24 protein-coding genes and 2 pseudogenes are annotated in these 24,696 nt (G+C 57.6%); 4 read left to right on the top strand and 22 right to left on the bottom strand.

The features are described from left to right. Positions 1-8 precede the first annotated feature (8 nt). The 9 genes from ABEV74_RS02370 to ABEV74_RS02330 all read right to left on the bottom strand — a co-directional run bounded on the left by ABEV74_RS02370 (position 9) and on the right by ABEV74_RS02330 (position 7,173). Positions 9-1,643, bottom strand: a complete 1,635-nt coding sequence (locus tag ABEV74_RS02370) for a spore germination protein (RefSeq protein ID WP_430143186.1) — start codon at positions 1,641-1,643, stop codon at positions 9-11. 21 nt (positions 1,644-1,664) lie between these two features. Then, complete coding sequence (locus tag ABEV74_RS02365; RefSeq protein WP_062492704.1) at positions 1,665-2,093, bottom strand: stage V sporulation protein AB; 429 nt, start codon at positions 2,091-2,093, stop codon at positions 1,665-1,667. 12 nt (positions 2,094-2,105) lie between these two features. Beyond that, the gene (locus tag ABEV74_RS02360; protein ID WP_430143183.1) at positions 2,106-2,765 is read right to left on the bottom strand and encodes a stage V sporulation protein AA; all 660 of its coding nucleotides are present in this window, start codon (positions 2,763-2,765) and stop codon (positions 2,106-2,108) included. Positions 2,766-2,886: 121 nt separating this feature from the next. Continuing rightward, positions 2,887-3,642: an RNA polymerase sporulation sigma factor SigF gene (gene sigF / locus ABEV74_RS02355; RefSeq protein WP_062492702.1), complete on the bottom strand. Its 756-nt coding sequence runs from the start codon at positions 3,640-3,642 to the stop codon at positions 2,887-2,889. A 20-nt stretch (positions 3,643-3,662) separates the two neighbouring features. Further along, the gene (gene spoIIAB, locus ABEV74_RS02350; protein ID WP_062492701.1) at positions 3,663-4,109 is read right to left on the bottom strand and encodes an anti-sigma F factor; all 447 of its coding nucleotides are present in this window, start codon (positions 4,107-4,109) and stop codon (positions 3,663-3,665) included. Next, positions 4,106-4,459 (bottom strand): anti-sigma F factor antagonist, encoded by a 354-nt coding sequence (gene spoIIAA, locus ABEV74_RS02345; RefSeq protein WP_062492700.1) that lies wholly within the window; start codon positions 4,457-4,459, stop codon positions 4,106-4,108. The genes spoIIAB and spoIIAA overlap by 4 nt, the downstream gene beginning before the upstream one ends. 140 nt (positions 4,460-4,599) lie before the next feature. Then, positions 4,600-5,793: a D-alanyl-D-alanine carboxypeptidase family protein gene (locus tag ABEV74_RS02340; RefSeq protein WP_430143270.1), complete on the bottom strand. Its 1,194-nt coding sequence runs from the start codon at positions 5,791-5,793 to the stop codon at positions 4,600-4,602. 208 nt (positions 5,794-6,001) lie between these two features. Next, positions 6,002-6,421: a WGxxGxxG family protein gene (locus ABEV74_RS02335; protein WP_062492698.1), complete on the bottom strand. Its 420-nt coding sequence runs from the start codon at positions 6,419-6,421 to the stop codon at positions 6,002-6,004. 164 nt (positions 6,422-6,585) lie between these two features. After that, positions 6,586-7,173 carry a cell wall hydrolase gene (locus ABEV74_RS02330; protein WP_430143180.1) on the bottom strand — a complete coding sequence of 196 codons (588 nt, stop codon included), beginning with the start codon at positions 7,171-7,173 and terminating at the stop codon, positions 6,586-6,588. 199 nt (positions 7,174-7,372) lie between these two features. On the opposite strand from ABEV74_RS02330, the gene ABEV74_RS02325 reads away from it, so the two are divergent. Continuing rightward, the gene (locus tag ABEV74_RS02325) at positions 7,373-7,987 is read left to right on the top strand and encodes a DedA family protein (protein ID WP_430143178.1); all 615 of its coding nucleotides are present in this window, start codon (positions 7,373-7,375) and stop codon (positions 7,985-7,987) included. A gap of 25 nt (positions 7,988-8,012) precedes the next feature. Continuing rightward, entirely contained in the window at positions 8,013-8,477 is a 465-nt protein-coding gene (locus ABEV74_RS02320; protein ID WP_430143176.1) for a GNAT family N-acetyltransferase, read from the top strand. Here the strand turns inward: ABEV74_RS02320 and ABEV74_RS02315 are convergent. Both ABEV74_RS02315 and ABEV74_RS02310 read right to left on the bottom strand, forming a co-directional pair. After that, a complete protein-coding gene (locus tag ABEV74_RS02315; RefSeq protein WP_062492694.1) occupies positions 8,472-8,744 on the bottom strand; it encodes a hypothetical protein in 273 nt (90 codons plus the stop codon). The genes ABEV74_RS02320 and ABEV74_RS02315 overlap by 6 nt on opposite strands. 28 nt (positions 8,745-8,772) lie before the next feature. After that, positions 8,773-9,897 carry a PQQ-dependent sugar dehydrogenase gene (locus ABEV74_RS02310; RefSeq protein WP_430143174.1) on the bottom strand — a complete coding sequence of 375 codons (1,125 nt, stop codon included), beginning with the start codon at positions 9,895-9,897 and terminating at the stop codon, positions 8,773-8,775. 279 nt (positions 9,898-10,176) lie between these two features. Here ABEV74_RS02310 and helD point away from each other — a divergent pair, with 279 nt between their 5' ends. After that, positions 10,177-12,540, top strand: a complete 2,364-nt coding sequence (gene helD / locus ABEV74_RS02305) for an RNA polymerase recycling motor HelD (protein WP_430143172.1) — start codon at positions 10,177-10,179, stop codon at positions 12,538-12,540. Between the two features lie 107 nt (positions 12,541-12,647). Next, positions 12,648-14,063: a hypothetical protein gene (locus ABEV74_RS02300; RefSeq protein ID WP_430143170.1), complete on the top strand. Its 1,416-nt coding sequence runs from the start codon at positions 12,648-12,650 to the stop codon at positions 14,061-14,063. Here ABEV74_RS02300 and ABEV74_RS02295 read toward each other — a convergent pair. The 11 genes and pseudogenes from ABEV74_RS02295 to ABEV74_RS02245 all read right to left on the bottom strand — a co-directional run bounded on the left by ABEV74_RS02295 (position 14,032) and on the right by ABEV74_RS02245 (position 24,587). Next, positions 14,032-14,601: a hypothetical protein gene (locus ABEV74_RS02295; RefSeq protein WP_430143168.1), complete on the bottom strand. Its 570-nt coding sequence runs from the start codon at positions 14,599-14,601 to the stop codon at positions 14,032-14,034. The two genes, ABEV74_RS02300 and ABEV74_RS02295, sit on opposite strands and share 32 nt — an antisense overlap. Positions 14,602-14,774: 173 nt before the next feature. Then, positions 14,775-15,563 (bottom strand): undecaprenyl-diphosphate phosphatase, encoded by a 789-nt coding sequence (gene bacA, locus ABEV74_RS02290; RefSeq protein WP_430143268.1) that lies wholly within the window; start codon positions 15,561-15,563, stop codon positions 14,775-14,777. 96 nt (positions 15,564-15,659) lie between these two features. Then, a complete protein-coding gene (locus ABEV74_RS02285) occupies positions 15,660-16,019 on the bottom strand; it encodes a Lin0512 family protein (protein WP_430143166.1) in 360 nt (119 codons plus the stop codon). Between the two features lie 173 nt (positions 16,020-16,192). After that, positions 16,193-16,432, bottom strand: a pseudogene (locus ABEV74_RS02280) (helix-turn-helix domain-containing protein); the annotation flags it as partial. Between the two features lie 60 nt (positions 16,433-16,492). Continuing rightward, a pseudogene (locus tag ABEV74_RS02275) lies at positions 16,493-16,768 on the bottom strand (glycoside hydrolase family 130 protein); the annotation flags it as partial. A 30-nt stretch (positions 16,769-16,798) separates the two neighbouring features. Next, positions 16,799-17,260 carry a RidA family protein gene (locus tag ABEV74_RS02270; protein WP_430143164.1) on the bottom strand — a complete coding sequence of 154 codons (462 nt, stop codon included), beginning with the start codon at positions 17,258-17,260 and terminating at the stop codon, positions 16,799-16,801. Between the two features lie 23 nt (positions 17,261-17,283). After that, positions 17,284-18,909 (bottom strand): N-acyl-D-amino-acid deacylase family protein, encoded by a 1,626-nt coding sequence (locus tag ABEV74_RS02265; RefSeq protein ID WP_430143162.1) that lies wholly within the window; start codon positions 18,907-18,909, stop codon positions 17,284-17,286. A 22-nt stretch (positions 18,910-18,931) separates the two neighbouring features. Beyond that, entirely contained in the window at positions 18,932-20,020 is a 1,089-nt protein-coding gene (locus ABEV74_RS02260; protein WP_430143160.1) for an alanine racemase, read from the bottom strand. A gap of 1,083 nt (positions 20,021-21,103) precedes the next feature. Beyond that, positions 21,104-22,285, bottom strand: coding sequence for a DUF3900 domain-containing protein (locus ABEV74_RS02255; RefSeq protein WP_430143158.1), 1,182 nt, complete (start codon positions 22,283-22,285; stop codon positions 21,104-21,106). A 327-nt stretch (positions 22,286-22,612) separates the two neighbouring features. Beyond that, on the bottom strand, positions 22,613-23,701 hold the full coding sequence (locus ABEV74_RS02250) for a nitric oxide synthase oxygenase (protein ID WP_062492678.1): 1,089 nt from the start codon (positions 23,699-23,701) through the stop codon (positions 22,613-22,615). Beyond that, on the bottom strand, positions 23,679-24,587 hold the full coding sequence (locus ABEV74_RS02245) for an EcsC family protein (protein WP_430143156.1): 909 nt from the start codon (positions 24,585-24,587) through the stop codon (positions 23,679-23,681). The genes ABEV74_RS02250 and ABEV74_RS02245 overlap by 23 nt, the downstream gene beginning before the upstream one ends. Between the last annotated feature and the right edge of the window lie 109 nt (positions 24,588-24,696).

Below are 24,696 nucleotides of genomic sequence, written 5' to 3'. Positions count from 1 at the left end.
GATTTGTATTAATCGGTACGCGGCATTTTGTCGCGCTGCTGCGGCCGCAGCAAATTGGGGCGCATCCGGTTTTGCAGCACGGGCGGGCGAATGAGAAAGTTGGCCATCGACCGCAAATCGAACGGAATGAACGGCCACATGTACGGGCGGTTGAACGAGCGCATCGTCACCAGCATGATGAAAATCAGCGTCGTCACGACGATTAAGCCGGGCGCCCGGAACAGCGCGACGGCGATAATGAGCAGCAGCCGCACGATCCGGTTGGCCAGACCGAGCTCGTAGCTGGGCGTTGCGAACATGCCGATGGCGGCGACCGCCATGTAGAGAATCACCTCGTTGACGAACAGCCCTGTCTTCACAGCCACGTCGCCAATCAGGATGGCCGCGATCAACGACATGGCCGTCGCCAGCGGAGACGGCGTATGGACGGACGCCATGCGCATCAGATCGACCCCGATTTCGGCCAGCACGAACTGCATGACGAGCGGAATGTCGCCCGTCTCGTTCGGTCCGATAAAGGCCATGCCGGGCGGCACCATGCCGGGTTCGAGCACGAGCAGAAACCAGAGCGGCATCAAAAACAGCGAAGCGAGTACGCCGATAAACCGGACCCAGCGCAAATAGGTGCCCATGAACGGCGTTTGCCGGTTTTCCTCGGCGTGCTGCATCAGATCGAAGAAGGTGGTCGGCAAAATCATGACGCTCGGGGAGGTATCGACAAAGACGGTCACATTGCCTTCCAGCAGATGCGCCGCCACGACATCCGGCCGTTCGGAGTAGCGGACGAGCGGAAACGGATTCCATCCCCGTTTGACTGTCGCCTCCTCCAGCTGCTTGTCGGCCAGCGGGATGCCGTCGATTTCCACCTGCTTGATTTTGTCGCGAATCGATTCGAGCAGCCGCCTGTCGACGATGTCGTCAATATAGGCGATGCAAACGTCTGTCTTCGTTCGTTTGCCGATTTGCACCACTTCGTATCTGAGCCTCGGGTCGCGCAGCCGTCTGCGCACGAGCGATACATTCGTCATGAGCGTTTCGGTAAAGCCGTCCCGGCTCCCGCGAACGACGCGTTCCAGCGAAGGCTCCTCCGGCGAGCGCGTCGGAAAATTTTTCGCATCGATCATAAGGGCGGCAGGTTCGCCTTCTATGAACAGGACAGCGTTGCCGGACAGAGACGCCGTCACGAGCTTGTTCCAATCGCTCTCGATTTTCACCTGAATGGCGGGAACATAATAGCGGAAGAAATCGTGGAGGGCATCCGCCGACACGGCATCCGGATGCAAATAAGTGAGCCGCTCCAACACTTCCGTCAGCAGTTGGTCCTTGACAAGTCCGTTCATATGCAGAAGCGCGGTTCTTCGCCCTCCGAGCGTCATCTCGCGCACGACGACATCGAAGCTGGTGTCAAGGCCGCATTCTTCCTTCAGCCGTTCAAGCACGCGGTCGATGGACGGCGAAACTTCGTTTTCGCCGTTGTTCCCGCCCGGCGCGCCCGCCTTTTCCATTTCCAGACGGATGCTTTCCGTCTCCTCGAAGCTGTCCATGCCTTCGCGTCCGTCTCCTCCGGTTTCCGCGAAAGGCGGGATCACTTCCCGAATATCGCCAATATCGCCTTCTCCCGTATTTTGCCGCCAATTCGTCATGATGTCACCTCGCAGGTCTATTTATCGCTGATATACAAGCCAGTCGAACAGCGAACCGGCCGTTTTGCCGAGCGCCATCGCCATCAGGAGCGCAACCAGATAATCGGAAAGATTCAGCCGCTTTGCCAAAATCGGAATGACGTTCATCACTTCGGTTAGCGCCGCGGCAAGCATGCCGATAAAAATGCCGTCGATCAATCCGACGAAGCTAAGTGCAGCCCGCGCCGGAACATGAATTTTCCAGTCGAGAAAATCGGCGAACGTCCAGTACAGCGATCCGGCGATAACCGCCGTTTCGAACCAGACCGAATGACGGTAGGCGCAAGCGATCTGGGCGAGCCGCGGGATCAGGTCCAGCACGATCAGCAGGGCCACCATGCCGCTTCCGACGGCGACGCCTCCCGCGATGCCCAGAAAGGCGATAAATCCGTTCGCAGCCCATTCTGCCATCGGAACACCTCCTTATCCGCCCGACTCCGGCTTCCTGCCGTCCACCGGATTTACTCCGCCCGACTTTTTGCGCATTTCGTCGGCAATCACATAGGCGTTAACGTTTTCCTCGTACATATAAAGCTCCAGCTCCAGCGGATTCGGCTCTTCGTTGAACCTCTTCCGGAACAGGTGGTTGAAAAACACCATCATGCCAAGACCGACGCCGAGCGAATACGGGATTTGAAACCATAGCGGATGGTCGACCCGCTCGCCGGTGACAAGCTCCGTAATCCGCATATGGACTTCTTTCATGCTTACGTCGGTATGAAAATTCATGATGGCCAGTCCCGCTCCGAAAAAGAGCAGCAGCCAGGCGAACACGAGGATGTAGAAGCGGGGTTTCGCCGACTTCTCCGCCACCACGACCAGCACTTGCGGTTCGCCGTACGCTTCCACCGTCAGATCGGGCGCGGCCTCGCGGACCGTTTTGACGACCTGCAGCAAATCGATGACGACCCGGTTGCCGTCCTCCTGGCGGTGGCGGTACAGGACAAGCTCCTTCAGTTCCGTCTCCATCCCGATATCGGTGAAAAGGCGGGCCGCGTGGCCCAGCTTGACAGTCTGGCCCGGCCTGATCGATATCCGCTTTCGCAGCCGGATGTAAAGAACGGACGGTTTCGTCGTATTCATGCTGCGTTCACCCTTTATTGCGCACCTTTCGGTTGCATCGTTTGCTTATCGTTAGTATGAGATGACCGCCGACCCGTTAATCGTTTCTTTTCGATTCAAAATATGTAAAAAACCAGATGCGCTATTGCGCAATCTGGTTTCGGATGGACTGCAAAATCTTTTTTTCGAGGCGGGAGACTTGCACTTGCGATATGCCGAGCCGGCTTGCGACTTCCGACTGGGTCTGGTCGCGGTAATAGCGCAAATAGACGATCAGCCTCTCCCGCTCCGACAGCCCTTCGATCGCTTCGTTCAGCGCCATCTTGTCGAACCAACGGTCCTGGGAATCGTCCGCGATCTGATCCATCAGCGTAATCGGATCCCCGTCGTTCTCAAATACCGTTTCGTGAATCGAGGAGGGCGGCTTGTTCGCTTCCTGGGCGAAAACGACATCTTCCGGCGTAATGCCGAGCCGGTCGGCGATTTCCCTCACGGTCGGCAGGCGGCCGAGCGTCTTGGAAAGCTCGTCCCGCGTTTTGCGGACCTTGTTAGCCGTCTCCTTCAGCGATCGGCTCACCTTGAGCGTGCCGTCGTCCCGCAAAAACCGTTGAATTTCGCCGATGATCATCGGAACGGCATATGTGGAAAACTTGACGTCATAGGACAGGTCGAATTTGTCGACCGATTTCAAGAGCCCGATGCAGCCGATCTGGAACAGATCTTCGGGATCGTAGCCCCGGTTCATGAACCGCTGCACGACCGACCAGACGAGCCGGATGTTGCATTGTACGAGCGTATCCCTGGCAAGCGAGTCTCCGGTCTGACTGAGCGCGATAAGCCGTTTCACTTCCGCGTCGTCCAGATACGGCTGCGCGTTATGTTTCCAATCGACATCCATGAGGTCCAACCCCTATGCGCTTAATTGTACAGCGCTTTTTTCGACTCGATGCGCTTCGTCATGGCGATTTGCGTCCCTTGGCCCGGTTCGCTGGACACCTCGAAGCGGTCCATGAAATTTTCCATAATCGTGAAGCCCATGCCCGAACGTTCCAATTCCGGCTTCGACGTATACAGCGGCTGCCTTGCCAGCTCCAGATCCTCGATTCCCCGGCCTTTGTCGATCACGACGATCGATACGGTATCGCCCTCGATCGCCACTTCGATCGTCACCATACCGTCAGGATCGCCGTCGTAGCCGTGGATAATCGCATTGGTCACCGCTTCGGACACGGCCGTCTTCAAATCATTGAGCTCTTCCATCGTCGGATCGAGTTGCGAGACGAAAGCGGCAACCGCCACCCGGGCGAACGATTCGTTCTCCGAGCGTGCCGAAAACGTCAGCATCATCCTGTTGGCTCCGTTCATGATACGACCTCCAGACTTGTGAGCGCCGCGCGCTCATTCTCGTGAATCGTCAAAATTTTGAACAAGCCCGACAGCTCGAACAACCGATACACGTTCGGATTGACGGCGCAGACGGCCATCTTTCCGCCTTTGGCCTTCAACTGTTTGTATCGGCCAAGGATGACGCCAAGTCCGGAGCTGTCCATAAACTGCAGCTCCTTGAGACTGAGGATGATGTGATCGCTATTTCCCCGCAATATCGCTTCCTCCATCTTGTGGCGCACGATGTCGGCCGTATGATGGTCAAGCTCTCCGCGGAGGCGGACGATCAGCACATTGCGGTAGTGCTCCAATTCCACTTGAAGACTCATGCCCTAAATCAACTCCTCCCCGTGATGAACAAGCAATTCTCCACAGGGAGAAGCTTCTCCTGCCTCCCGACAAAACTAGAAGCAGGACGCTACAACCCGACAAAATCGGCCTCGGACGACGGCATCCGCCAATTCGGCGCCTATGTAAACAGCCCGGCGCACGTCCGTTTGAACAGCTTCCACCAACCCGCCTTGTCTATCGATACCGGCGATTCGACCGGAAATTCCGATATGACGCGGTTGTCCTGATAGACGACGATTCGCCCGATCGGCTGCCCGATCCCGATCGGCGCTTTCAGCACGCCGTCCAGCTTCAGCTCGTGGCGGATATTTTGCGTCGAGGCTCCTTTTTTGATCAGGACGCTGTACGGATGCTTGGCTGTCAGGTTCAAATCCGGCACATCGCCTTTTTCGATTTTCACCTTGCCGATCGGATCGCCTTCTTTCAGGATCGGATAGTTCGTATATTGGGCAAATGCATAATCCATCATCGATCCGACCTCGGCATTGCGGGTCTTCGTGTTCGGTTCGCCCATCACGACGGCAATGACCCGGAAATTGTCGCGCTTCGCCGTCGCGGTCAGACAAAATTTCGCTTCGCTCGTAAATCCGGTCTTCAAGCCGTCCGCACCGCTATAAAATCGGACAAGTTTGTTCGTATTGACGAGCCAGAACGGCTTGGGCGACGATTTGCGCAAGTAATCCTGGTAGAGCCCGGTATATTTCGTAATTTCGGTATGCTTGAGCAATTCTTTGGACATGATGGCAATGTCGTGGGCGGACGTGTAATGATTTTCCGCCGGCAAGCCGCTGCAATTGACGAAATGCGTGTTTTTCAGCCCCAGCTGCTTCGCCTTCTCGTTCATCATGTTGACGAACTGCTGCTCGGTTCCGGCGATTTTCTCCGCAAGTGCGACCGAAGCGTCGTTGCCGGATGCGAGCGCGATGCCTTTGATCATTTCCTCCACCGTCATCTCTTCTCCCGGTTCGAGGAAAATTTGCGAACCGCCCATCGATGCGGCATGTTCGCTGGTCTGCACTTTGTCCGTCAGCTTCAGCCTGCCGTCATCCAGCGCTTCCATCACGAGCAGCAGCGTCATCACTTTCGTAATGCTGGCCGGCGGAAGTCTGTCGTGGCTGTTCTTTTCATAGATGATCGTACCGCTGTCCGCATCCATCAGAATGGCGGACAACGCGGACGGAGCCAGATCGAGCTCGCCCTGCGGAGATTGCTGCGCTTCCTTCTTGTCCTTGGCCGGATCGGGCTCCTTCGCCCATGCGGCGGCAGCCGGCATGGCGACCGCAAAGGCGAGCAGCAAAGCGCACAGCTTCATTACAACAGTTTTCACGGGCTTTATTCCCTCCTGCATGATGATGTTTCCGGCGGGCGCGGCATCAGAAGCCGCAGGCCGTTCTCGGGGTATTGTCCATTTCCAGTTTCACCCTTAACCCAAGAAAATATTCCAAAACGAATGTAAACAAAAAAAGGAAGACCTGTATGGTCTCCCTGTCGCCGGTAATCGGATCGGCCGTAAACGTGGTTCAGGTGCGCTCGCGGTCGCGGCCGCGCAGCCCGGCAAGGCCGATCAGGCCAAGCAGGCCGAGCCATCCCCAGTCGAATCCGCCGTTGTTAGCGGTCGTTCTGGCGCGATAGGTCGTGCCGGTCGTACCGTACGTCGTGGCGCGGCCGTTGCCGTTCATCAGACGGTCGCCGCTGTAGCGGTACGTGCCGTCCGTGCCGTAACGGTTATTGCGGTCCATGCCGTACGTATCGTACGTATTGGTGTTCACTTCCGCAAACCGGTTCACCCTGCTTTTCGTATCGTTTACGCCATATGCATTGATTCTTGCGCCGTCGGCCGTGCCCGATTTCGACGCCGTATCCCCCGCCGCGTGCGCGGGAACAGCGAGCGTCAACGCAAGGCATGCCGTGAGCGCAAAACCGCTCAGCCTTTTGTTCATGAACGCAGGTCTCCTTTGTATTATAAAGTGACGGGATACGAAATCCGTTCCCTTGCTTTGTTTTTCTCCTGCGTTCCTGAACTCATGCGGACCGGGAGCGGTCAATATCTGTAAAATGCGGCCGATTGCCGGAAATCGAGTCATATCGTTTTCTGGCAATTCCGCTACCGGGCGAATATATGCCGGCCGATCGTCACGATCGGCTCCAGTGTTCGGATCCTGTCCGATGTGGCAATATCCGGATTATAATAATATAACGCCCCGCCGGTCGGATCCCAACCTCTTACCGCTTCCAATGCGGCGCGGTAAGCGGTATCGTTCGGCTCCAGCTCGTATTGCCCGTCCGCGACCGCCGTAAACGCGCGCGGCTGATGAATGACGCCGCTCACGGTATCGGGGAAGCCTTCCTCCCGAACCCGATTCAGAACGACGGCGCCGACGGCAACCTGCCCCGCAAACGATTCGCCCCGGGCTTCGGCGTGAATAATGCGGGCAAGCTGTTCGAACTCGGCGCTTCCGACCGGGACTGCCGGCGAATTCGTCCACGGTTGATGCCCGGCCAGTCCTTGCGTTATCATTCCGGCATACCGGCCGTATCGTTCCGCCGGATCGGCGGTCATCAAACGATAAAAAGAGCCGCTGTCCCCGGCAGTAGTCTGCGAAACCGAGCCGTATGCGGCCGGCATAAAAACAAACAGTACGCAAGCCGCAAGAAGCGCTCCGCGTACCGTTCGGTCAAAGGCCTTGTTCACGAAGCTCTCCTCCTCCCGTCATGCGGATATCGAAGGAACAAGACTTGTGACGATTGTAACACGGCGCGTTTCGCGAACGTAACCTGCAGATTTTTCCGCATCCAAAGGATCGATAGAACCTCTATCATTTGTCAACGAAACCGCCAATAAGATATGATAGGGACATAAACGATTGCAGAATCGGGTGAACAACTGAAAAATGGGATACGAAACGCTGCTGGCGATCGTCGGCGATTGGGGCCAATACACTTTCTTTATCGTGCTCTGCCTCGGCCTTATCGGCTTGCCGATCCCGAACGAGGTCGTCGTGATGACCGCCGGCCTGCTAGCGGTCAGCGGCATTCTTCCGCCGGTTCCGACATTCGCCATGACGACGCTCGGCATTATGTCGGGAATGACTTTCGGGTATTCGGTCGGCCGCTGCGCCGGCCACCAGTTCCATGCCCGGCTGGCGCGGAGAAAAAGCATCGGCCAGTTTCTGGCAAGGGCACAGCAACTCGGGCAAAAATACGGCGGGTATGCGATATGCCTGAGCATCTTTCTTCCGTTGCTAAGGCATGTGACCCCTTACGCGCTCGGACTGAACCATATGATCTACGGCACATTCGCCCTGTTTGCCTACAGCTCGGCTTTCATTTGGACTTCCATCTATTTTGTGCTCGGGATGTTCGTCGGGGATCGCGTGGAGGAAATCGGACAGCTCATTTATCAATACGGTCTTGTCGTCATCTGGATTCTGGCTGTCGGTTTCGCGCTATTCATGGCCGTAAAATATTTCAGCGTCCGCCGCAAAGCGAAAAGCAAAAGTCAGTAACGGAAAACGGGAGTGGATGGGATTCATGAACGTGATGCGCGCAGCAACGCTTGAGCAGCTGCAGCAATGTCTGGCTATACGCGAGGAAGTATTCGTGAAGGAACAAGGAGTCGACCCGGCGATCGAAATCGACCGTTATGACGATTCGCCGTTGGCATGCGTCCATTTGCTGCTGACGGTCGAAGGTCAGCCGGCCGCAACGGGAAGAATAATACGATATGAGGAGCGGACGGCCAAGCTGCAGCGGATTGCCGTTCTGCCCGAATATAGAGGCATAGGGGCGGGGCGCCGGCTCGTCGAGGCGATGGAAGAGCAAGCCTGGCGTGACGGATTCCGGCGCATCGTGCTCGACGCCCAATGCCACGCCGAGCCGTTCTATGCCAAGCTCGGCTACCGGACCGTCTCGGACGAGCCTTTCCTGGATGCCGGCATTCCGCATGTCCGCATGACGAAGCTGGAACCGGCTTTCCATCCGGAACCGTTGTCATGACGGTTCCGGATTCATGCTCTCCAGCGCGGCCCCGACAAGCTTGTCGAACAGCTCGTCGTCTTCTTCCAGCCGTTCCTCGACGGCCATAATTTCGCTTTCGACGCCCGATTTGCCGTAGAAGAGCAGGCTGTAACCCCAATCCTCCCCGCTCTTGCTGTGCAACGTCAGTTCATAGGGCTGGGAATGCCCTTTCGCCTCGAATCGCACCGTTCCGACATAACCGTCGGCATCCCGGGACATTTGCGCTTCCAATATTACGATTTCCATTCGCATTCCGCCTTTCTCTCTTCGTAAATCATCGCAGATCGATCCGCAGAAGCCTGTCGTCTTCAGGTTTAGGCCGCCCCCTGCCGTCCGTGTTGCCGGTCAGAATATAGGCGGCGTCTTCCGTCAGCAGCACATCCCTCAGCCGCCCTTCGCCTTCCAGCAGCACTTCGACATCTTCGCCGCCGGGCGTGTAACGGACAAGCCGGTTGCCGGCCAATCCGGCCGCCAACACCCGACCGTCCCGGTCGACCGCCATGCCGGACGGCGCGAGCGTATCTTCTCCGGTATGATACAGAGGAGGAATCATCCCTTCCCGGCTTTCATCGCCGATCGTCTCCGGCCAGCCGTAATTGCCGCCCGGTTCGATGGCGTTGATTTCATCATGGCCGCCGGGCACGGAGGAAGGACCGTGCTCCGTACTGTAGAGCGTCCCGTCGGTTGCCCAGCCGATGCCTTGCGGATTGCGGTGACCGTAAGAATAAACATAGGAACCGGGAAACGGATTGTCTTCGGGAACGCCGCCGTCCGGTTTCATCCGCAAAATTTTGCCGCCTGGGCTTTGCAAATTTTGCGGCAGCTCCTCGTCGCCCGCATCGCCGGTCGTCGCATAGAGCATGCCGTCCGGTCCGAACGCAAGCCGCCCGCCGTTATGGATTACGCCTCCCGGAATGCGCTCCAGCAGCGCGTCCTGCTCGCGCCAGCTCCCTCCTTCCGGCACAAGCGATACGATCCGGTTATACGTCCTGCCGCCATCCCGGTATGTATAGTAAGCATAAACGGTCTGCGTGCGGGCAAAATCCGGAGCCAGCGCCAACCCCAAAAAACCGCCCTCGCCCTGTTCGTAAACCGGCCGGCCGAGGCGGACTTCCTGGCGATCGAACGAGCCGTTAGACGCCACAACGATATGTCCGCCGCGTTCACTGATATAGAACGTTTCCCCGAACCGCTGAACCGACCATGGAATCCGCAGTCCGGACACCACCGCCGCAGGGCCGCCCCCGGATTCCCGCTTCGGTTTTGACGCTTCTTCTTCCGCGCGCCCCGGACCCGTAACCGTTTCGGCACCGGACGAAACGTCGGGGACAGCCTCCCGCATGCAGGCGGGCAAAAGCAGCGCCGCGGCAAGCAGAACAAGCGCGATCCGATCTTTCATCGCATCTCAACCCTTTATTTCCGGTTTTTGTTGACAATATCCATTGTACACCAAAAATGCGCCGCGGCCCAAGCGGGCGGAAAAACAAAAAAGGGGCGGGAACAAAACCCGCGCCCTTCGATTGAAAGATGTCTTCAAACGTGGTACACTAAAAGATGCGTTCAACCAGTTGTTGATTAAATACGCAATTAGTCAATTCTAATTATAACACTATGGAAACATGATGTCAAGCATGGGCAAGGAGCGGAAATTTCAATAAACATTTACGGAGGTTGAAGCATGAGCGTTACGGATCAGGAACGGTTGCACGAACAGCGCCGCGTCGACGATGTCAGGGAGAAGCTGCGGCGCGGCATTGAACGGGACGAACCCATCGTGTCCGGACTGCGGAGCCAGGTCGTCGAAATGCGCAAAAATTTTTGGGACGACGTCACCGTCAACCTGTCGACAGGCGACGATATACTCGAAACGGCGATCAGCATGAAGCAGCAGGCGGAAGTGCTTTCCGAGCGCGAGCGCAGCCACCGGCATTTGCAGGCCAGATTGAACAGGATGAAGCGGCTTTATCCTTCGCCTTATTTCGGGCGGATCGATTTCAGGGAAGACGGCGAAGCAGAGGCCGAACGGATCTATATCGGCATCGCTTCATTCGAGGACGAGGACGATGGAACATACCTCATATACGATTGGCGCACGCCGGTTGCGAGCCTGTATTACGATTATGCGCCCGGTCCGGTACAGTACGAGACGCCTGCAGGCACGATCGGCGGCACGATGGAGCTGAAGCGGCAGTTTCAAATTCGCGACGGCGTCATTCGCGCGCTGTTCGACACCGGCATTACGATCGGCGACGAGCTGCTGCAGCAGGTGCTGGGCAAAGGCGCCGAATCGCGCATGCAGTCGATCGTAGCGACCATACAGCAGGAGCAAAACCGGATTATCCGCAACGACCGTTCCCGCATGCTGATCGTCCAGGGGGCTGCGGGAAGCGGCAAAACATCGGCCGCGCTGCAGCGCGTCGCGTACTTGCTCTACAAGCATCGCGAGCGGCTGACAGCCGACCAGATGGTGCTGTTCTCGCCCAATCCGCTGTTCAACAGCTACGTCTCCTCCGTTCTTCCGGAGCTGGGCGAAGAAAATATGCAGCAAACGACATTCCAGGAATATCTGGAGCATCGTCTCGGCGACGTCTTCCGGCTGGAAGACCCTTACGATCAGATGGAGTACATGCTGACCGCCCGGCATGAACCGGATTACGAGGCGCGAATGGCGGGCATCCGCTACAAGGCGTCGGAGCGGTTCCTTGCAGCCGTGCAATCGTTCGGGAAACGCCTTCTTGCGGGCGGCATGGCGTTCCGCAGCATCCGTTTTCAAGGGCGCACGCTCGTATCCGCCGAAGAAATGGAACGGCAGTTTTACAGCTGCGATTCGGCGATCCGGCTTGCGAACCGGGTTCATCTGCTCAAGGAATGGCTGCTGCAACGACTGAATGAACTGGAGAAGGCGGAACGGTCGGCCGACTGGGTAACCGAAGAAATGAATTACCTCGACAACGAGCAGTACCAGCTAGCTTACAACCAGCTGCGCAAACGGCAAAAAGGCAAGGACCCGGCCTTCGACGACGCCGTTCAGGAGGAGGAGCTGATTCGCGCCTATCTGGTAAAGGAACGTTTCAAACCGCTTCGGCGAAGCGTGAAGCGGCTCCGGTTTGCCGACGTCACGTCCCTCTACCGTCAATTGCTGAACGATCCCGAAACGGCAGCCGATTTCGAGGCGTTTGATCACGGGGCCGGCACATGGCCGCAAATCGCCGAAGCATCGATCCGGCGGCTCGACGCCGGCGAGCTGGCATACGAGGACGCGACGCCGTATCTGTATTTGAAGGAACTGGTCGAAGGATTCCAGACGAACAATACGATCCGTTACGTGCTGATCGACGAAGCGCAGGACTATTCGCCGTTTCAATTCGAGTTTTTGAAACGGCTGTTCCCGCGCAGCCGAATGACGGCGCTCGGCGATTTTAACCAGGCGATCTTCACCCATGCCGTGGAGCTGGCAAGCGGGGATACGCCGATCGCGCGTCTGTTCGGCGAAGCCGAAACGGAGCGGATCACGCTGCGGCGCAGCTACCGTTCGACCCGGGAAATCGTTGAATTTACGCGGCAGATGCTGCCGGACGGCCACGAAATCGAGCCGTTCGACCGGAGCGGGGGCTTGCCGGCCGTCGTATTCGCAGCGAACGAACAAGCGCGGATCGAAGCGATCGCCAGCGATATGGCGGATCTGCTGACCGAGGGCTTCGGATCTGTCGCCGTCATTTGCAAGACGGCAGCGGAGAGCGCTGCGGCCTACGAAGCGCTGAAGAACGTTGGCCCGCATCTGACGCTGGTCGACAAGCATACCGCCTCGTTCGAGCAAGGAACGGTCGTCATTCCGTCCTATTTGGCCAAAGGGGTGGAATTCGACGCGGTGCTCATCTTCGACGCGTCGGCGGAGACATACGGAGCGGAAAGCGAACGCAAGCTGTTCTATACCGCCTGCACCCGGGCGATGCACCGTCTGCGCCTGTATGCCGTCGGCGAACCGACTCCGTTTCTGGCCGGCGTCTCGCCGTCATCCTACAGCGTCGTCGAACGGCCATAACGTTAGAGACAGACAGCCCGCCGCCAGCCGGCGCTCGATGAACGCCTATCCCCTCTCCCGCATAGACTGGACTGCAAGCCTAGTTTTACGGGAGAGGGCGGTTCAGAATGGATATCCATTTGACGGCGATTCATTGGGTATACCTAAGCTTTATCTTGGCGATTATCGGGTTTATGGCGATGCGCAGAGACACATCGCTCATCTGCATCGTCGGCATTTTCGCCATCGGCTTGCTGGCCACCGGCCGTGTCGGCCCCTCGGTCAGCGCCGTATTCGAGAGCTTCATCTTTGCGATCAAAGAGCTTATCGGCACGATTCTGATCATTTCGATCATCGTCGCGATGAGCCGGATACTGATCCGTACCGGCATCAACGAAACGATGATCGCTCCCTTCGCCCGGATGCTGCGCACGCCGGCGCTCGCCTATTGGGGGATCGGCCTGATCATGCTTGTCACGTCGTGGTTTTTCTGGCCTTCCCCCGCCGTGGCGCTGATCGGCACCGTCTTGCTTCCCGTCGCCGTGCGCGTCGGTCTTCCGGCGCTGGGCGCCGCCATGGCGATGAATCTGTTCGGACACGGCATCGCCCTGTCCGGCGACTACATGATTCAGGGCGCGCCGAAGCTTACGGCGGATGCCGCGGGCTTGCCCGTTGCGGACGTCATGGCGGCCAGCGTTCCGCTCGTCGCGGTGATGGGCGTCGTCACGACCGCCGCCGCGTTCTGGATGATGCGGCGCGATATGCGCAGCGGCACATGGCGAGACGGAACCGTATCCGCTTCGGATTCTTCCGCTGCAGAACGTCCGGGCGACGGCGGCGCGAATGGCGCCGCTTTGTTGTCTCCCCGCGCGAAGCGAACGCTGGCCGTCGCCATCCCGCTGCTGTTTGCGGCCGACGTCGCCGCCCTGGCGATATGGAAATTGCAGGGCGGCGACGCTACGGCGCTCATCGGCGGAACAGCGCTGCTGATCATGATTGCCGTTACGCTGCTGGCGCACCTCAACCGCGCATTGGAGAAGACCACTTCCTATCTGATCGACGGCTTCGTCTTCGGCTTTAAAGTGTTCGGGCCCGTTATCCCGATCGCCGCCTTCTTCTACCTCGGCGACTCGGCGTTCGCCGCCCTGTTCGGCGACAAGCTCCCCGCCGGTTCGCACGGTATCGTCAACGATCTCGGCGTTGCGCTGGCCGGCACCGTACCGGTGAACGGCGCCGTCAGCGCCGTCACGCTCACCACTGTAGGCGCCGTTACCGGTCTTGACGGTTCCGGCTTCTCCGGCATTTCACTGGCCGGATCGGTCGCCAATCTGTTCGGTACGGCGATCCACTCCGGCACCGCGACGCTGACGGCGCTCGGTCAGATCGCGGCGATCTGGGTCGGCGGCGGTACGCTCGTGCCGTGGGCGCTCATCCCGGCAGCCGCCATCTGCGGCGTCGATCCGTTCGAGTTGGCTCGCCGCAACCTGAAGCCGGTCCTTCTCGGCCTTGCCGTCACGACGGTCGTCGCGATGTTCCTGATCTGACCGACCGCCAGAGCAGCCAACCGGCGGCAAGGACGGCTGCTCCTGCGGCGATCCATAGCGCCGGGCGCATGCCGCTCCGTGCCGTCTGATCCGGCGGCACGGAGCCGGTTCCAAGCGCTTTCAAATCTTCGGCCGCGGCGGACAGCTTCGCCGTCCGCTCGCACATGCCGGTCGCCAGGCCGTTTTCGTCGCTATAGGCATAAACGATATAATCGGCGCCGGCCTCGAACGGAAAACCGCAGGAAGCGCCGTCCAATGCCGTTCGGACGACCGTCCGAGGGCCGACATCCCCTTTCCACACCTCGGTAACCTCGAAGCTTACTTTTACCGGGTCGGCGCTCGATCTTACGAGCCCCCACCCCGGCTGCTCGATGGCGGTCACCTTTCCGGCAAAGATCGCCGTCTTTCGCCGCAGCTCCTCCCGGATATCCGGTTTGGCGGCGCAGGAGCAGGCATGAGCCGGCTGCGGCACGACGAGCAGCGCCGCGGCGAACGATACGAACAGCATGACGGCCAAGATCGTCCGAACGCGTTCCAATGAGGACTCCCCTTTCGCAAGCGGCCAGAAGCGCCGTTATTTTACCGACACAGACGTTGCCCGTTCCGGAAAAGTTGCGCGGCGCAACCGCCCGCGGAAATACGATGCCGGAAAGAAATAAGAGCGCGGATGTTGCCGGCAAGCCGACACCGCGCTCTCATTTCTTTCCGGAATTATAAAATAACAAAAAAGAATACAGCAGCTAAAAGAAAACGGTATACCGCAAACCAGGTAAAGCTGATCCGTTTAAGCAAATTGATGAAGGTGACGACGGCCAACATGGCAACGAGGAACGATGCGACGAGACCGGTCAGGAAGAGCGGCCAATCAGCCCAATCGAGATATTCCCAGCTTTTGTACAAATCGTATCCGCTCGCCCCGAACATAATCGGAACGGAGACGATGAACGTAAATTCAGCCGCCGCCGTCTTGCTGGCGCCGAGCAGCATGCCCCCGGAAATGGTCGAGCCGGAACGCGAAAAACCCGGCCACAACGATAAAATTTGAAAACAGCCGATGCCGAATGCCTGTCTGTACGTCAGATCGTCGAGCGTCTCCGCCGTAATCCGCCGGTTTGCCTTCTCGGCAACAATCATCAGAATGCCGCCGGCGACAAGCGCCCACACGACGGTCATCGGACCGAACAGATACGTTTTGATCGGGCTGTAGAACAGCACGGCCGCGACGAAGGTAGGGAACATCGCCATGACGACGTGCAGCGCATTCAAACCTTTCGACTTCGCCAAATTAAAGTTAAGCAGCGACAGGAAACGCCGCCTGTACAAAACTAGCACCGCCAGTACGGCACCGAGCTGCACGACGATTTCGAACGTTTTGGCCCGTTCTCCGGTAAAATCGAGCAGATGCGCGGTCAGAATCATATGTCCTGACGACGATACGGGCAAAAACTCGGTCAAGCCTTCCACAATTCCCATTATAATCCCAATCCAAATGTCGCTCAGGCGGCATCCCTCCATCCGTTCTCTCTGTGTGCCGGCCGGCATCCGCCGATCCGGCTCCGGCTACAAAATGATTCGGCGGCGGCCCGCAATTTCCTGCTAGTAGCCGACTTCGACGGCGGCGATCACGACATAGATCAGATCGTTCCGGTCGCCCTTGTCCGGCAGCACGATGCCGCTTGACGTCAGCATGCCGCCCTCCGTTACCACAACTTCGACCTCTCCGTACGGGAGCTGCGCCTTCACCGCATCCGTATCGAGCTTGTCGCGGTCGCAAGGCACCGCAAGCTTGACGCGCACCTTCATCGAGTCCAGACTTCCTCCCGGAAGGATGGACCTAAGTCCTGGCATCGAATTGCGATGAATCGCATTGCGCACGGCGCGAACGGCCGCTTTCGTCACATCCTGGCCGTGCAGGTCGGTCCCCATTCCGATTTCGATAAACAGAATCTTTTCCACCGGATTTTCCTCCATGATCGTTTTCGCAGATTTTTAAAACGTATCGCATGACTATCGCGTATGAACGACCGCGAGTCCTCGATAAATTCTATTACAATAAAGAAACATATTATTTCTGTCATTTCAATCATTTTTTCCTGCGAGGCCGATCCGGACGGTCAATCGAATCCGTATTAGAGCGCCGCCGTGAGCGCGCGATACTCCTTCGGCGTCATTCCTGTGTACGATTTAAATACGGAAACAAAATATTTATACTCTTTGTAACCGACTTCATTTGCGATTTCGAACACCTTCTCGTGTGTGGTGGCGAGCAGGTGCTTCGCTTGCTCCATCCTCAGCTCATTCATGTATTCTTTGAAGCTCTTCCCTGTGCTTTGCTTGAAAAGGAGGCTGAAATAGCTTGGCGTAATTTTCAGCCATTCCGCGATTTCCGAAGCCTTCACATCATCTCGGTAATGCTCGGACAAGTATTTCTTCACAATCCTCGGATCCTGTACGCTCCCGTAAGGAAATCCGAGCATATCCGGCGTGACGATCGGTTCGTCCTTCACATGGGTAAAGTTGACGCCGTCGTCGCTCACAAGCAGTCCCAAGAAGTTTTTGCAAGGCGTCAAAGAGCCTGCCGTGCGTTCAATCATATAAAATTTGTCGTTGTGAATGATGACGGCGGGATTAAATACGGTCGCTTTCCGCCATTCAAATAAGCCGGGAACAACGATAGGATTTTGCGGATGCCTGGTAATGCTCAGCATAGATCCCCCTGATGTGTTCAATGTAAATTATTCGATTTCGACAATTAACTCGATCTCAACCGGAGTGTTAAACGGCAATTCATTGGCGGAGATGGCGGAACGCGCGTGTCTCCCTTTCTCGCCGAACACCTCAACCAACAGCTCCGATGCCCCGTTAATGACAAACGGCTGCTCGACGAAACCTTCCGCAGAGTTGACAAATGCAAGCATCTTCACGACTTGTTTCACGCGATCCAAATCGCCGATATGCTCTTTCAAAACGGCCAGAATATTGATCATGACTTGTCGCGCCGCCTCTTTGCCCTGCTCGACGGTCAGATCTCCGCCTACCTTTCCCTCATACAGCAATTTGCCGTTTTTCCGGCAATCGCATCCGGACGTATAGACCAGATTGCCAACGGTTTTGGCCGGAACATATTCCGCCACCGGCTTCGGAACCTTTTCCAGCTGAATGCCCAGCTCTTCCAATCTTTTTTCCACATTTGCCATTTGAATTTCCTCCTGATCACAAGTTAGATATGACGGCTGCAGCCGTCGTGTACGCAATGATGTTGTGCGGGAATGAAGCTTCCCACACGTTCTTGCGTATGGCGCTTTCCGGACACCGTCACCTTTCCGTTGACGATCGTGCAAGAGATGCCGTCCGGAAATCGGATGGGCTCCTGATAGGTTGCCGTATCGCGGATCGTATCCGGATCGAATACGACAAGATCGGCCGCATATCCGGGCACCAGCAGCCCGCGTTTGCCGAGCTTGAAGCGCGATGCCGGAAAAGACGAAACCTTGCGGACAGCCTGCTCCAACGTCAGCAGCTTCTCATCGCGGACGTACTTGGCAAACACCTTCGGAAACGTGCCGTACGACCGCGGATGGGGCTTGCCGGTCACGCAGCCCAAGCTGTCCGACGCAATCAAGGATTTGTCGTATGCGATCACTTTTCTGACATCCGCTTCGGACATATGGAAATAGACGATGGATAGATTCCCCCCTTCGCGGATTAACAGCTCCATCATCGCATCCTCGGGATCCTTCCCCATCATTTCGCTGATTTCCAGCATGTGCTTTCCTTCAAGAGCACGTCCTTCCGCGGTCCGGGCGGCCGAAATATAGACGCTCTGCCAGCCTGTGGAATGGATCAGATTATCCCAATCCTCCTGTTCCCGGCGAAGTTCCCGCTTGATCCGCTCGCGAACGGACCGGTCCTCAAGCCTCTCCAGCACGGCCGGAATGCCGCCTTCCAAAGCCCACGGCGGCAGAATGGTGGTCATCATCGTCGAGCCGGCATTATACGGGTACACATCACAGGTAACGTCCATTCCGCGGCTCCGGGCGTCCTCGATCAAACCGATCGCATCCTCGATTTCCCCCCAGTTGGCCGCTCCCGCCGCTTTCAGATGGCTGACGTGCAGTGACACGCCGCTTTGTTCGGCGATCCAAATGACTTCCTTCACGGAAGAAAGCAAATTGTTGCCTTCTCCGCGTATATGCGTGGCAAGAAGACCGTTGTATTTGGCGACTACTTTGCAGAGCTCGGCCAATTCTTCCCGTTTCGTATAGCTGCCCGGGGCATACAGCAGGCCGATCGACAACCCGAGCGCCCCCGCTCGCATCCCTTCCTCCAGAAGCGCCTTCATATCCTGCAATTCGCTCTCCGTTGCCGGCCGGTTCTCAAAGCCCATCACCGAAATTTTTAACGCTCCGTGGGCAACATAGGTGGCCACGTTTTCCGACGGCCTGGATTTCGACAGGACGTCGATATATTCTCCGACGGTCTCCCATTGCCATTCCCACTCCGTCGTGCCGATAACCGAAGCGACGTAGCTTTTCAATTGCTCCCTGGTCTTTTGTAAATAAGGAGCCGGCGCAAGACCGCAATTGCCGACGACCTCCGTCGTGACGCCTTGTTGCATTTTTACTTCGCTGAACGGCTGGTCCAGAATCAGGAGGTCTGAATGGCAATGGCCGTCGATGAATCCCGGCGCAATTACTTTTCCCTCGGCGTCGATCACTTCCCTGCTCTCCTGATCCAACCGCCCCGTTGCTGCAATCAGCCCGTCTTTGATGCCGACGTCGCCGAAATACCATGGGTTTCCGGTTCCGTCCACCACTCTCCCGTTCTTAATCAACAAGTCGAGCATCACGCTTCCCCTCCTGTATGTGCTATGCCAGCATCCCCCGTGCGGATACGAGGATTTGCCGCCATTGCCCGTCTTCCTTTAACCAAACGGCATTGTGCAGATTGACCGTGGAACAAATGTGATTCGGGATAATGTCCAGCGTGTCCCCGATGTTTAATCCGTGCGGAGCCGTTGAAACGATGATCCCGTGTTCTTCGTTCATGCGTTCCAATACCGCATCCGGGTGGCCGACAATTTCTCCGAACCCTTCCATAAACAATGGCGGCTTTCCCGGCTGCACGTCGGTAGCGAACGTTTTGCTTCCCCCGTCGATGACGGCGCGGAACGGAGAAGGCACGCTGATCACCGTCACTCTCACCTTGGCGGCAATGTCCCCGCGTTCGCACACGCCCATGCGGAGCAGCATCCGGTCGTTGAAAATATACGTGCCCGGCCGAATTTCCGTCACGCCCTTCACCGCTGCGGCGAAAGGCGCCGTCGGGGAAGAACCGACGCTGACGTGCCGAATATCAATGCCGGCCGACCGCAATCGGTTTGCGGCTTCAACCATAATCCAGCCTTCCTCCCGGCCTGCCGCCTCCAAATCCGTTGTGGCCTCTCCCCGCAGCACCGCTCCCTTGAACGTAAAAATTCCGTTCAGCTCGACGCCCGGCAACTGCGAAACGGCCCTTCCCACTTCAAGCACGTCATCGGGAGAAATGCCGGTCCGTTTCAGCCCCGTGTCGATTTCCAGCCGGACCTGCAGCCGAAGGTTCGCCTCCTCCGCTTTCTTCGATAATGCCCGAGCCCCTTCCACATTGTCCACCCCGACGGAAATGCGGTTCTGTTTGGCCAGCGCGATCACGCGGTCGATTTTGGACGGAACGACAATCGGGTACGCGATGAAAATATCGTCGATTCCCTGTTCGGCCATCACTTCCGCTTCACTGACCTTCGCAACGGTGATGCCCTTCGATCCGGCCTTTCGCTGCTCCACGGCAAACTCGGGGATTTTATGGGTTTTGATGTGCGGCCTAAGCTCTACGCCGTTAGCCGCGGCCATCCCCGCCATCCGCCTTATATTTCGGCTCATAACCTCACGATCGATGACAATACAAGGTGTCTCAAGCATGCAACCGCTTCCTTTCCCTGTTGTCAAATAACTCATTGCAAAGATTATATAATTGATGGCATTTGCGCGGTATCCCACATTTTTAATAAAACATCCGTTAAATTGCATGCGCTTTAAAAAAGTACGGGCAAGGGATGATCTCCGTACTTCTCATGAAAAAAACGACTCCGTCGTCGGAGGGCGGCACTGTTTCGCGACAACTGCTCATACAAGATGGCGGCCAGGGCTCTATTCCCTCGCACACCCAACCGCTGGGCGCCTGATTGCGAAGCTCCAGGGCTTATTCGTCCGCTCGTACCCCGCTGTGAACGGCCACCAGTCCCGAAATGGCTTGCTTTACTCCGGCTCCGCGGCGGCCGGCATCCAGAAGATGAGACCATAAAAGGGCAATGCTGCAAAAGTGCAGCTTTTTCGGGCGTAAAATAACCACAACGCGAAAATTTTTGCGATTATACAGTTTTTTTGATCCGTTCAAGCCAAACAAGCGAAAACTGCCAAAAATTACTGTATTTTCGCAGGATTTTGCACCATAGTCATCTGTTCGGGCCAAAGTTCCTGTATTTTTGCAGCTTTTTCGCCAAAGCAATCTGCCGGGAGAAGGGGGGGCTGAAGGCGGGACACCGACGGACGGGCGACGGACGACGGGCGACGGACGACGGGCCGACGGACGACGGACGGGCGACGATTTGACGGAAGGCGCGGACGGTTAACAGAGGCAAATGAGTTTTATCTTTCTTTAATCTTTAAAAAACAAAAACCGCTTGAAACGGATTCGCAGCGGTTCGTGATGGATGTAAAGAAAAACTTTTTCGCAGTACATTCAAAGATGAGCGAGCGAGGACCCTTCGCACGGTTCAAATCCCCGCACAAACGGTCCCTCTGGTTCATCAGCACACGCAGGTCAGCATAAACGCACGCCGGTCAGCGTAAACGCACGCCGGTCAGCGTAAACGCACGCCGGTCAGCGTAAACGCCTTCCGGCAGCTGCGGCACTGTATGCGACCGTCGATGGCGAGTTTGGCGACGACTTTCGCATTTTTGATGCCGTTCTTGGTCGGCGAGTTGTCGTCGAGTGCCTTGCGTTCACCATGGAGGCGCATCGTCCTCGCCCGCAGCGGCCGCTTCCGATAAGACCCGCCTCGCATCGCCGTCTTCGCCGACGGAGACGGCCGCTTCGGCAACCGCATCCGCCCCGGCCGATCCGGAGGTGCCGCCGATCCGTTCCATAATTTCCGCAAGCTCCGGCGGGTGCAGCAGCTCGACCGGCGACATGCCGCGTTCGAACTGAAAGGCGTCTCCTTCGATGACGACAATATATTTGCCGTTATGGCGGGCCAGATGGATGGCGTTGCCGAATTCGGACAACAGCCCTTTTACCGTTACGCCGCCGAGCTTGAAAGCGATCGGCAAATCCGGCTTTTGCTCGACGAGCTTCGCCGCCGCTGCGGCGACCCGCTCTTCCGGCCATCGCTCGAGCAGTCCCCGCTTGTCGGCGGCCGCCCACAGTTCGATCTCCTCCTCTTCCTGTTCACGGGCTTCGGCCGGCTGGTCGCCCCATTTTTCCTCCATATACTGCTGCACCATCCCGAGCACCTGCTCCTCCATCACCTCGGGCATCGGCTTGCCGTACTCGACCCATTTCAGGAAATCTTCAAAATACCGCGCATGCGACGCCTGATGAAGCTTCAGCTCCCATTCCTCGACGATGCCCTCCTCGGGCATATGCGGATATTGAATCGACTTCATGCCGCGCGCGCTGATCGCCATATCCACCTTGGCGATCAGGCTCCGTTCGTCGGCGATGCGGGCGATCTTCGGTTCGAAATCGCATTTCATGACAAACACGAACGGATCGCCGGAACAGCGCGGAAGCCGCGCTTGCGCGACGATCAGCGCGCCGCCGCGCGCCGCGCTCGTATCGAGATAGAGCCGGACGAGATCGTCCGCGCAGCCGTGGAATTGCCCAGCGTCCTCGGCGCGGCGCAGCCGGTTCAGCAAATTGAAATTCGGGTTGCTGTCCGGCTCGTGGCCGGGCTCGACGACGAATCGGCCGATCTTCGTCGGCGCGTCGCCCGTTACGGGGTGACGCTCCGCCTTCCGCTTCACGATGCGGACGAATTCCCCGTCCAGAAACGGACGCAGCTCGCTTTCCATGTATTCATGCCCGTTCATCGTCCGATAATGCTTGTACTGCTTCGAGCCGCTTCCTTCCGTCCCCTCCGTACGGATGACGAAAAATGACAAGAACTGCACCAAAACTTCCATTCGCTTCCCTGTAACTCCTTCGCCCCTGTATCATGAACTCATCAAAAAGTAGCATATCATAATTTGCATCTTGCGGACATGAGCCGTTAGAAGCTAAGCCTCAACGGACGTCCGGCGGGCTCAGGCACCCAGGCTGTCCTCATGCCGTCCGGCGGGCTCAGGCACCCAGGCTGTCCTCATGCCGTCCGGCGGGCTGAGGCGCCGGGGCTGTTCTCTCCCGTCCGGCGTCTGTCGGCTGACGGCTTGTGCAACGGTTCCGGTATTTTTCCGGTCGGCTTTCCTGTCCGGCCGTCGGCTTCCCTGCCCAGCCGTCGGCGACAGCTTCCGTCAGTACGGCTTCGGTTGGTACAAGAAATTCGGCGTATTCATCCGGTCCTCGATTCGCTCGTGCCATATCGGGGTGACGGAAGGCGACAAAGGCGGAATAAGCCACGACCATCTTCCCGTCGCCTCTCGGCCGCTTTCTTTCTCATGTTTGACAAATGTCATGAACTGCTCGGCGGCCGTATGATGGTCCACGATCGTTACGCCCGCTTTTCTGTACGAATGCAGCACCGCCACATTCAACTCCACGAGCGCCCGGTCTTTCCAGAGCGATGCGTTCGCCGAGGTGTTCAGCCCCATAAGCCGCGCGACGGCAGGCAACAAATTGTAACGGTTGGCATCGGCCAAATTGCGCGCGCCGATCTCCGTTCCCATATACCAGCCATTAAACGGCGCCGCCCGATACGTAACGCCTCCGATTTCGAGCGCCATATCGGAAATAAACGGAACGGCATACCATTTGACGTTCATCTCCGCGATACCCGGAATATCGGGATGCTCGATCGGCACTTCCAGGACAAGCCCTTCCGGCAACTCGAACCATACGGGCGGACGGCCGGACATTTGCAAGACGACAGGCAGCAAATCGAAAGGCGTGCCGGCGCCGCGCCATCCGAGCCGCTCGCAGATGCGGGTCAACGCCAGCGAAGCCGGGTCGCCGACGATTCCCCGATCCGTCGCGTACCCGGCGTACCTTGTCAGCTGGTGGTTCCAGATCCTCATGCTTCGCTCGGCCGTATCCGGCGCAAAAATCGTAATGGCGGAGCGGACTTTGCCGCCGTTCGTCGCATACCGGATATGCCGGAACAACGTCTCCGCCGCCTCCTGCTCGTCCGTAATCGAACGGGCGTCAAACACGTCCAGCGTCTGCCACAACAGTCGGCCGATGCACCGGTTGCTGTTGCGCCAGGCCATGCGGGCGCCATGCTCCAGCTCCTCTTTCGTATGCACATAGGTTCCGGTCTTCTCCAACTCCCGGCGGATCTCCGCCATCCGCGCGTCCGCTTCCTCGCGGCTTCGTCCCATTTCTTCGTAGCAGGCGTAAATGAATCGCTCCGCCTCGGCAGCTTTATGTGGTTGCAGCGTCTCCATTGCCGTGTTGCACGTTCCCTTCCTGATGTTCTGTCGCCGCATTCAGCCTTTCGAGCACTCTTCGCTTCCGGTACAGCATTTTGGCCGTATCCGCGACATCCTGCAGCATCCCCCGGTTGATAAGCGCTCCGAACAGCATGCCCGCCACCGGAATCGCCTGAAACAGCTTTTTCCATCCGAAATTGTCCCAATAAACCGTCATCGCTTCTCTCCAGCCCTGCAGCTGGGAAAGCGCGTGCCTTTGCCCGTTTTCCAGTACGGTCAGTTCGCCCAGCACGGCCTGCTTGCCGACGATATCCGACGAGGCGAACTGCAGCACTTTGACGGCGAATGCGCGCTCTTCCTCCGACTTCGGATCGAAGCCGTAGCAAATCGCCATCTCCTGTATGATTTTAAGCGAAAGCCCGAGAATGGCCGGGATATCCGCCACAAGGGTGAACAGTCCGCCGAAACCGGTCGTCGCACCTTGAGCGGTAGCGATCGTGCTGCGGCTTGACGTCAGACGATCGGCGGTTTTGTCCATCACACGGAGCGGAACGCGCTGCATATCCCGCATTTGCAGCTCCGTTGTCTTGGAATGCTCGTACGGACCGCCGTCCCAGTTCGCCTTCACTTTGTCGAGAATACTTCTTTCGCTGACGAGATAACGGCCGCCATGCTGGATAAAGCCGCCGATCTCGTCGAGCGCCTGGCCGATCTTGCGGTGTATCGCTTTGGGCGTCAGCCGGTCCAGCAGCGCGAAAGGCAGCCGCCCGAGCTTCTCCCAGAACCATAAATCCTTCTGTTCCCGCTCCCACGCTTCGGCTTCCTTCAACGCCTGAAGCAGCTCCTCCCTGCTGTCGGGCACCGGGTACGCCGCTTGGTTCGCGTCGCCGCTATCGGACATAAGCATCCATCTCCTTCTGCAAATTACATTCATTTATACGGCCGTCCCGTTTGCAGGTCGCATTTGCGGCCGCCCGGTCCGGACCGTGACGCTGCCCGGGAACGGACCT

This window comes from Paenibacillus cisolokensis (assembly GCF_050481165.1).
GTDB lineage: Bacteria > Bacillota > Bacilli > Paenibacillales > Paenibacillaceae > Paenibacillus_AH > Paenibacillus_AH cisolokensis.
The sequence above is the reverse complement of the archived record's forward strand: the minus strand, read 5'-3'. Positions and strand labels throughout refer to the sequence as shown.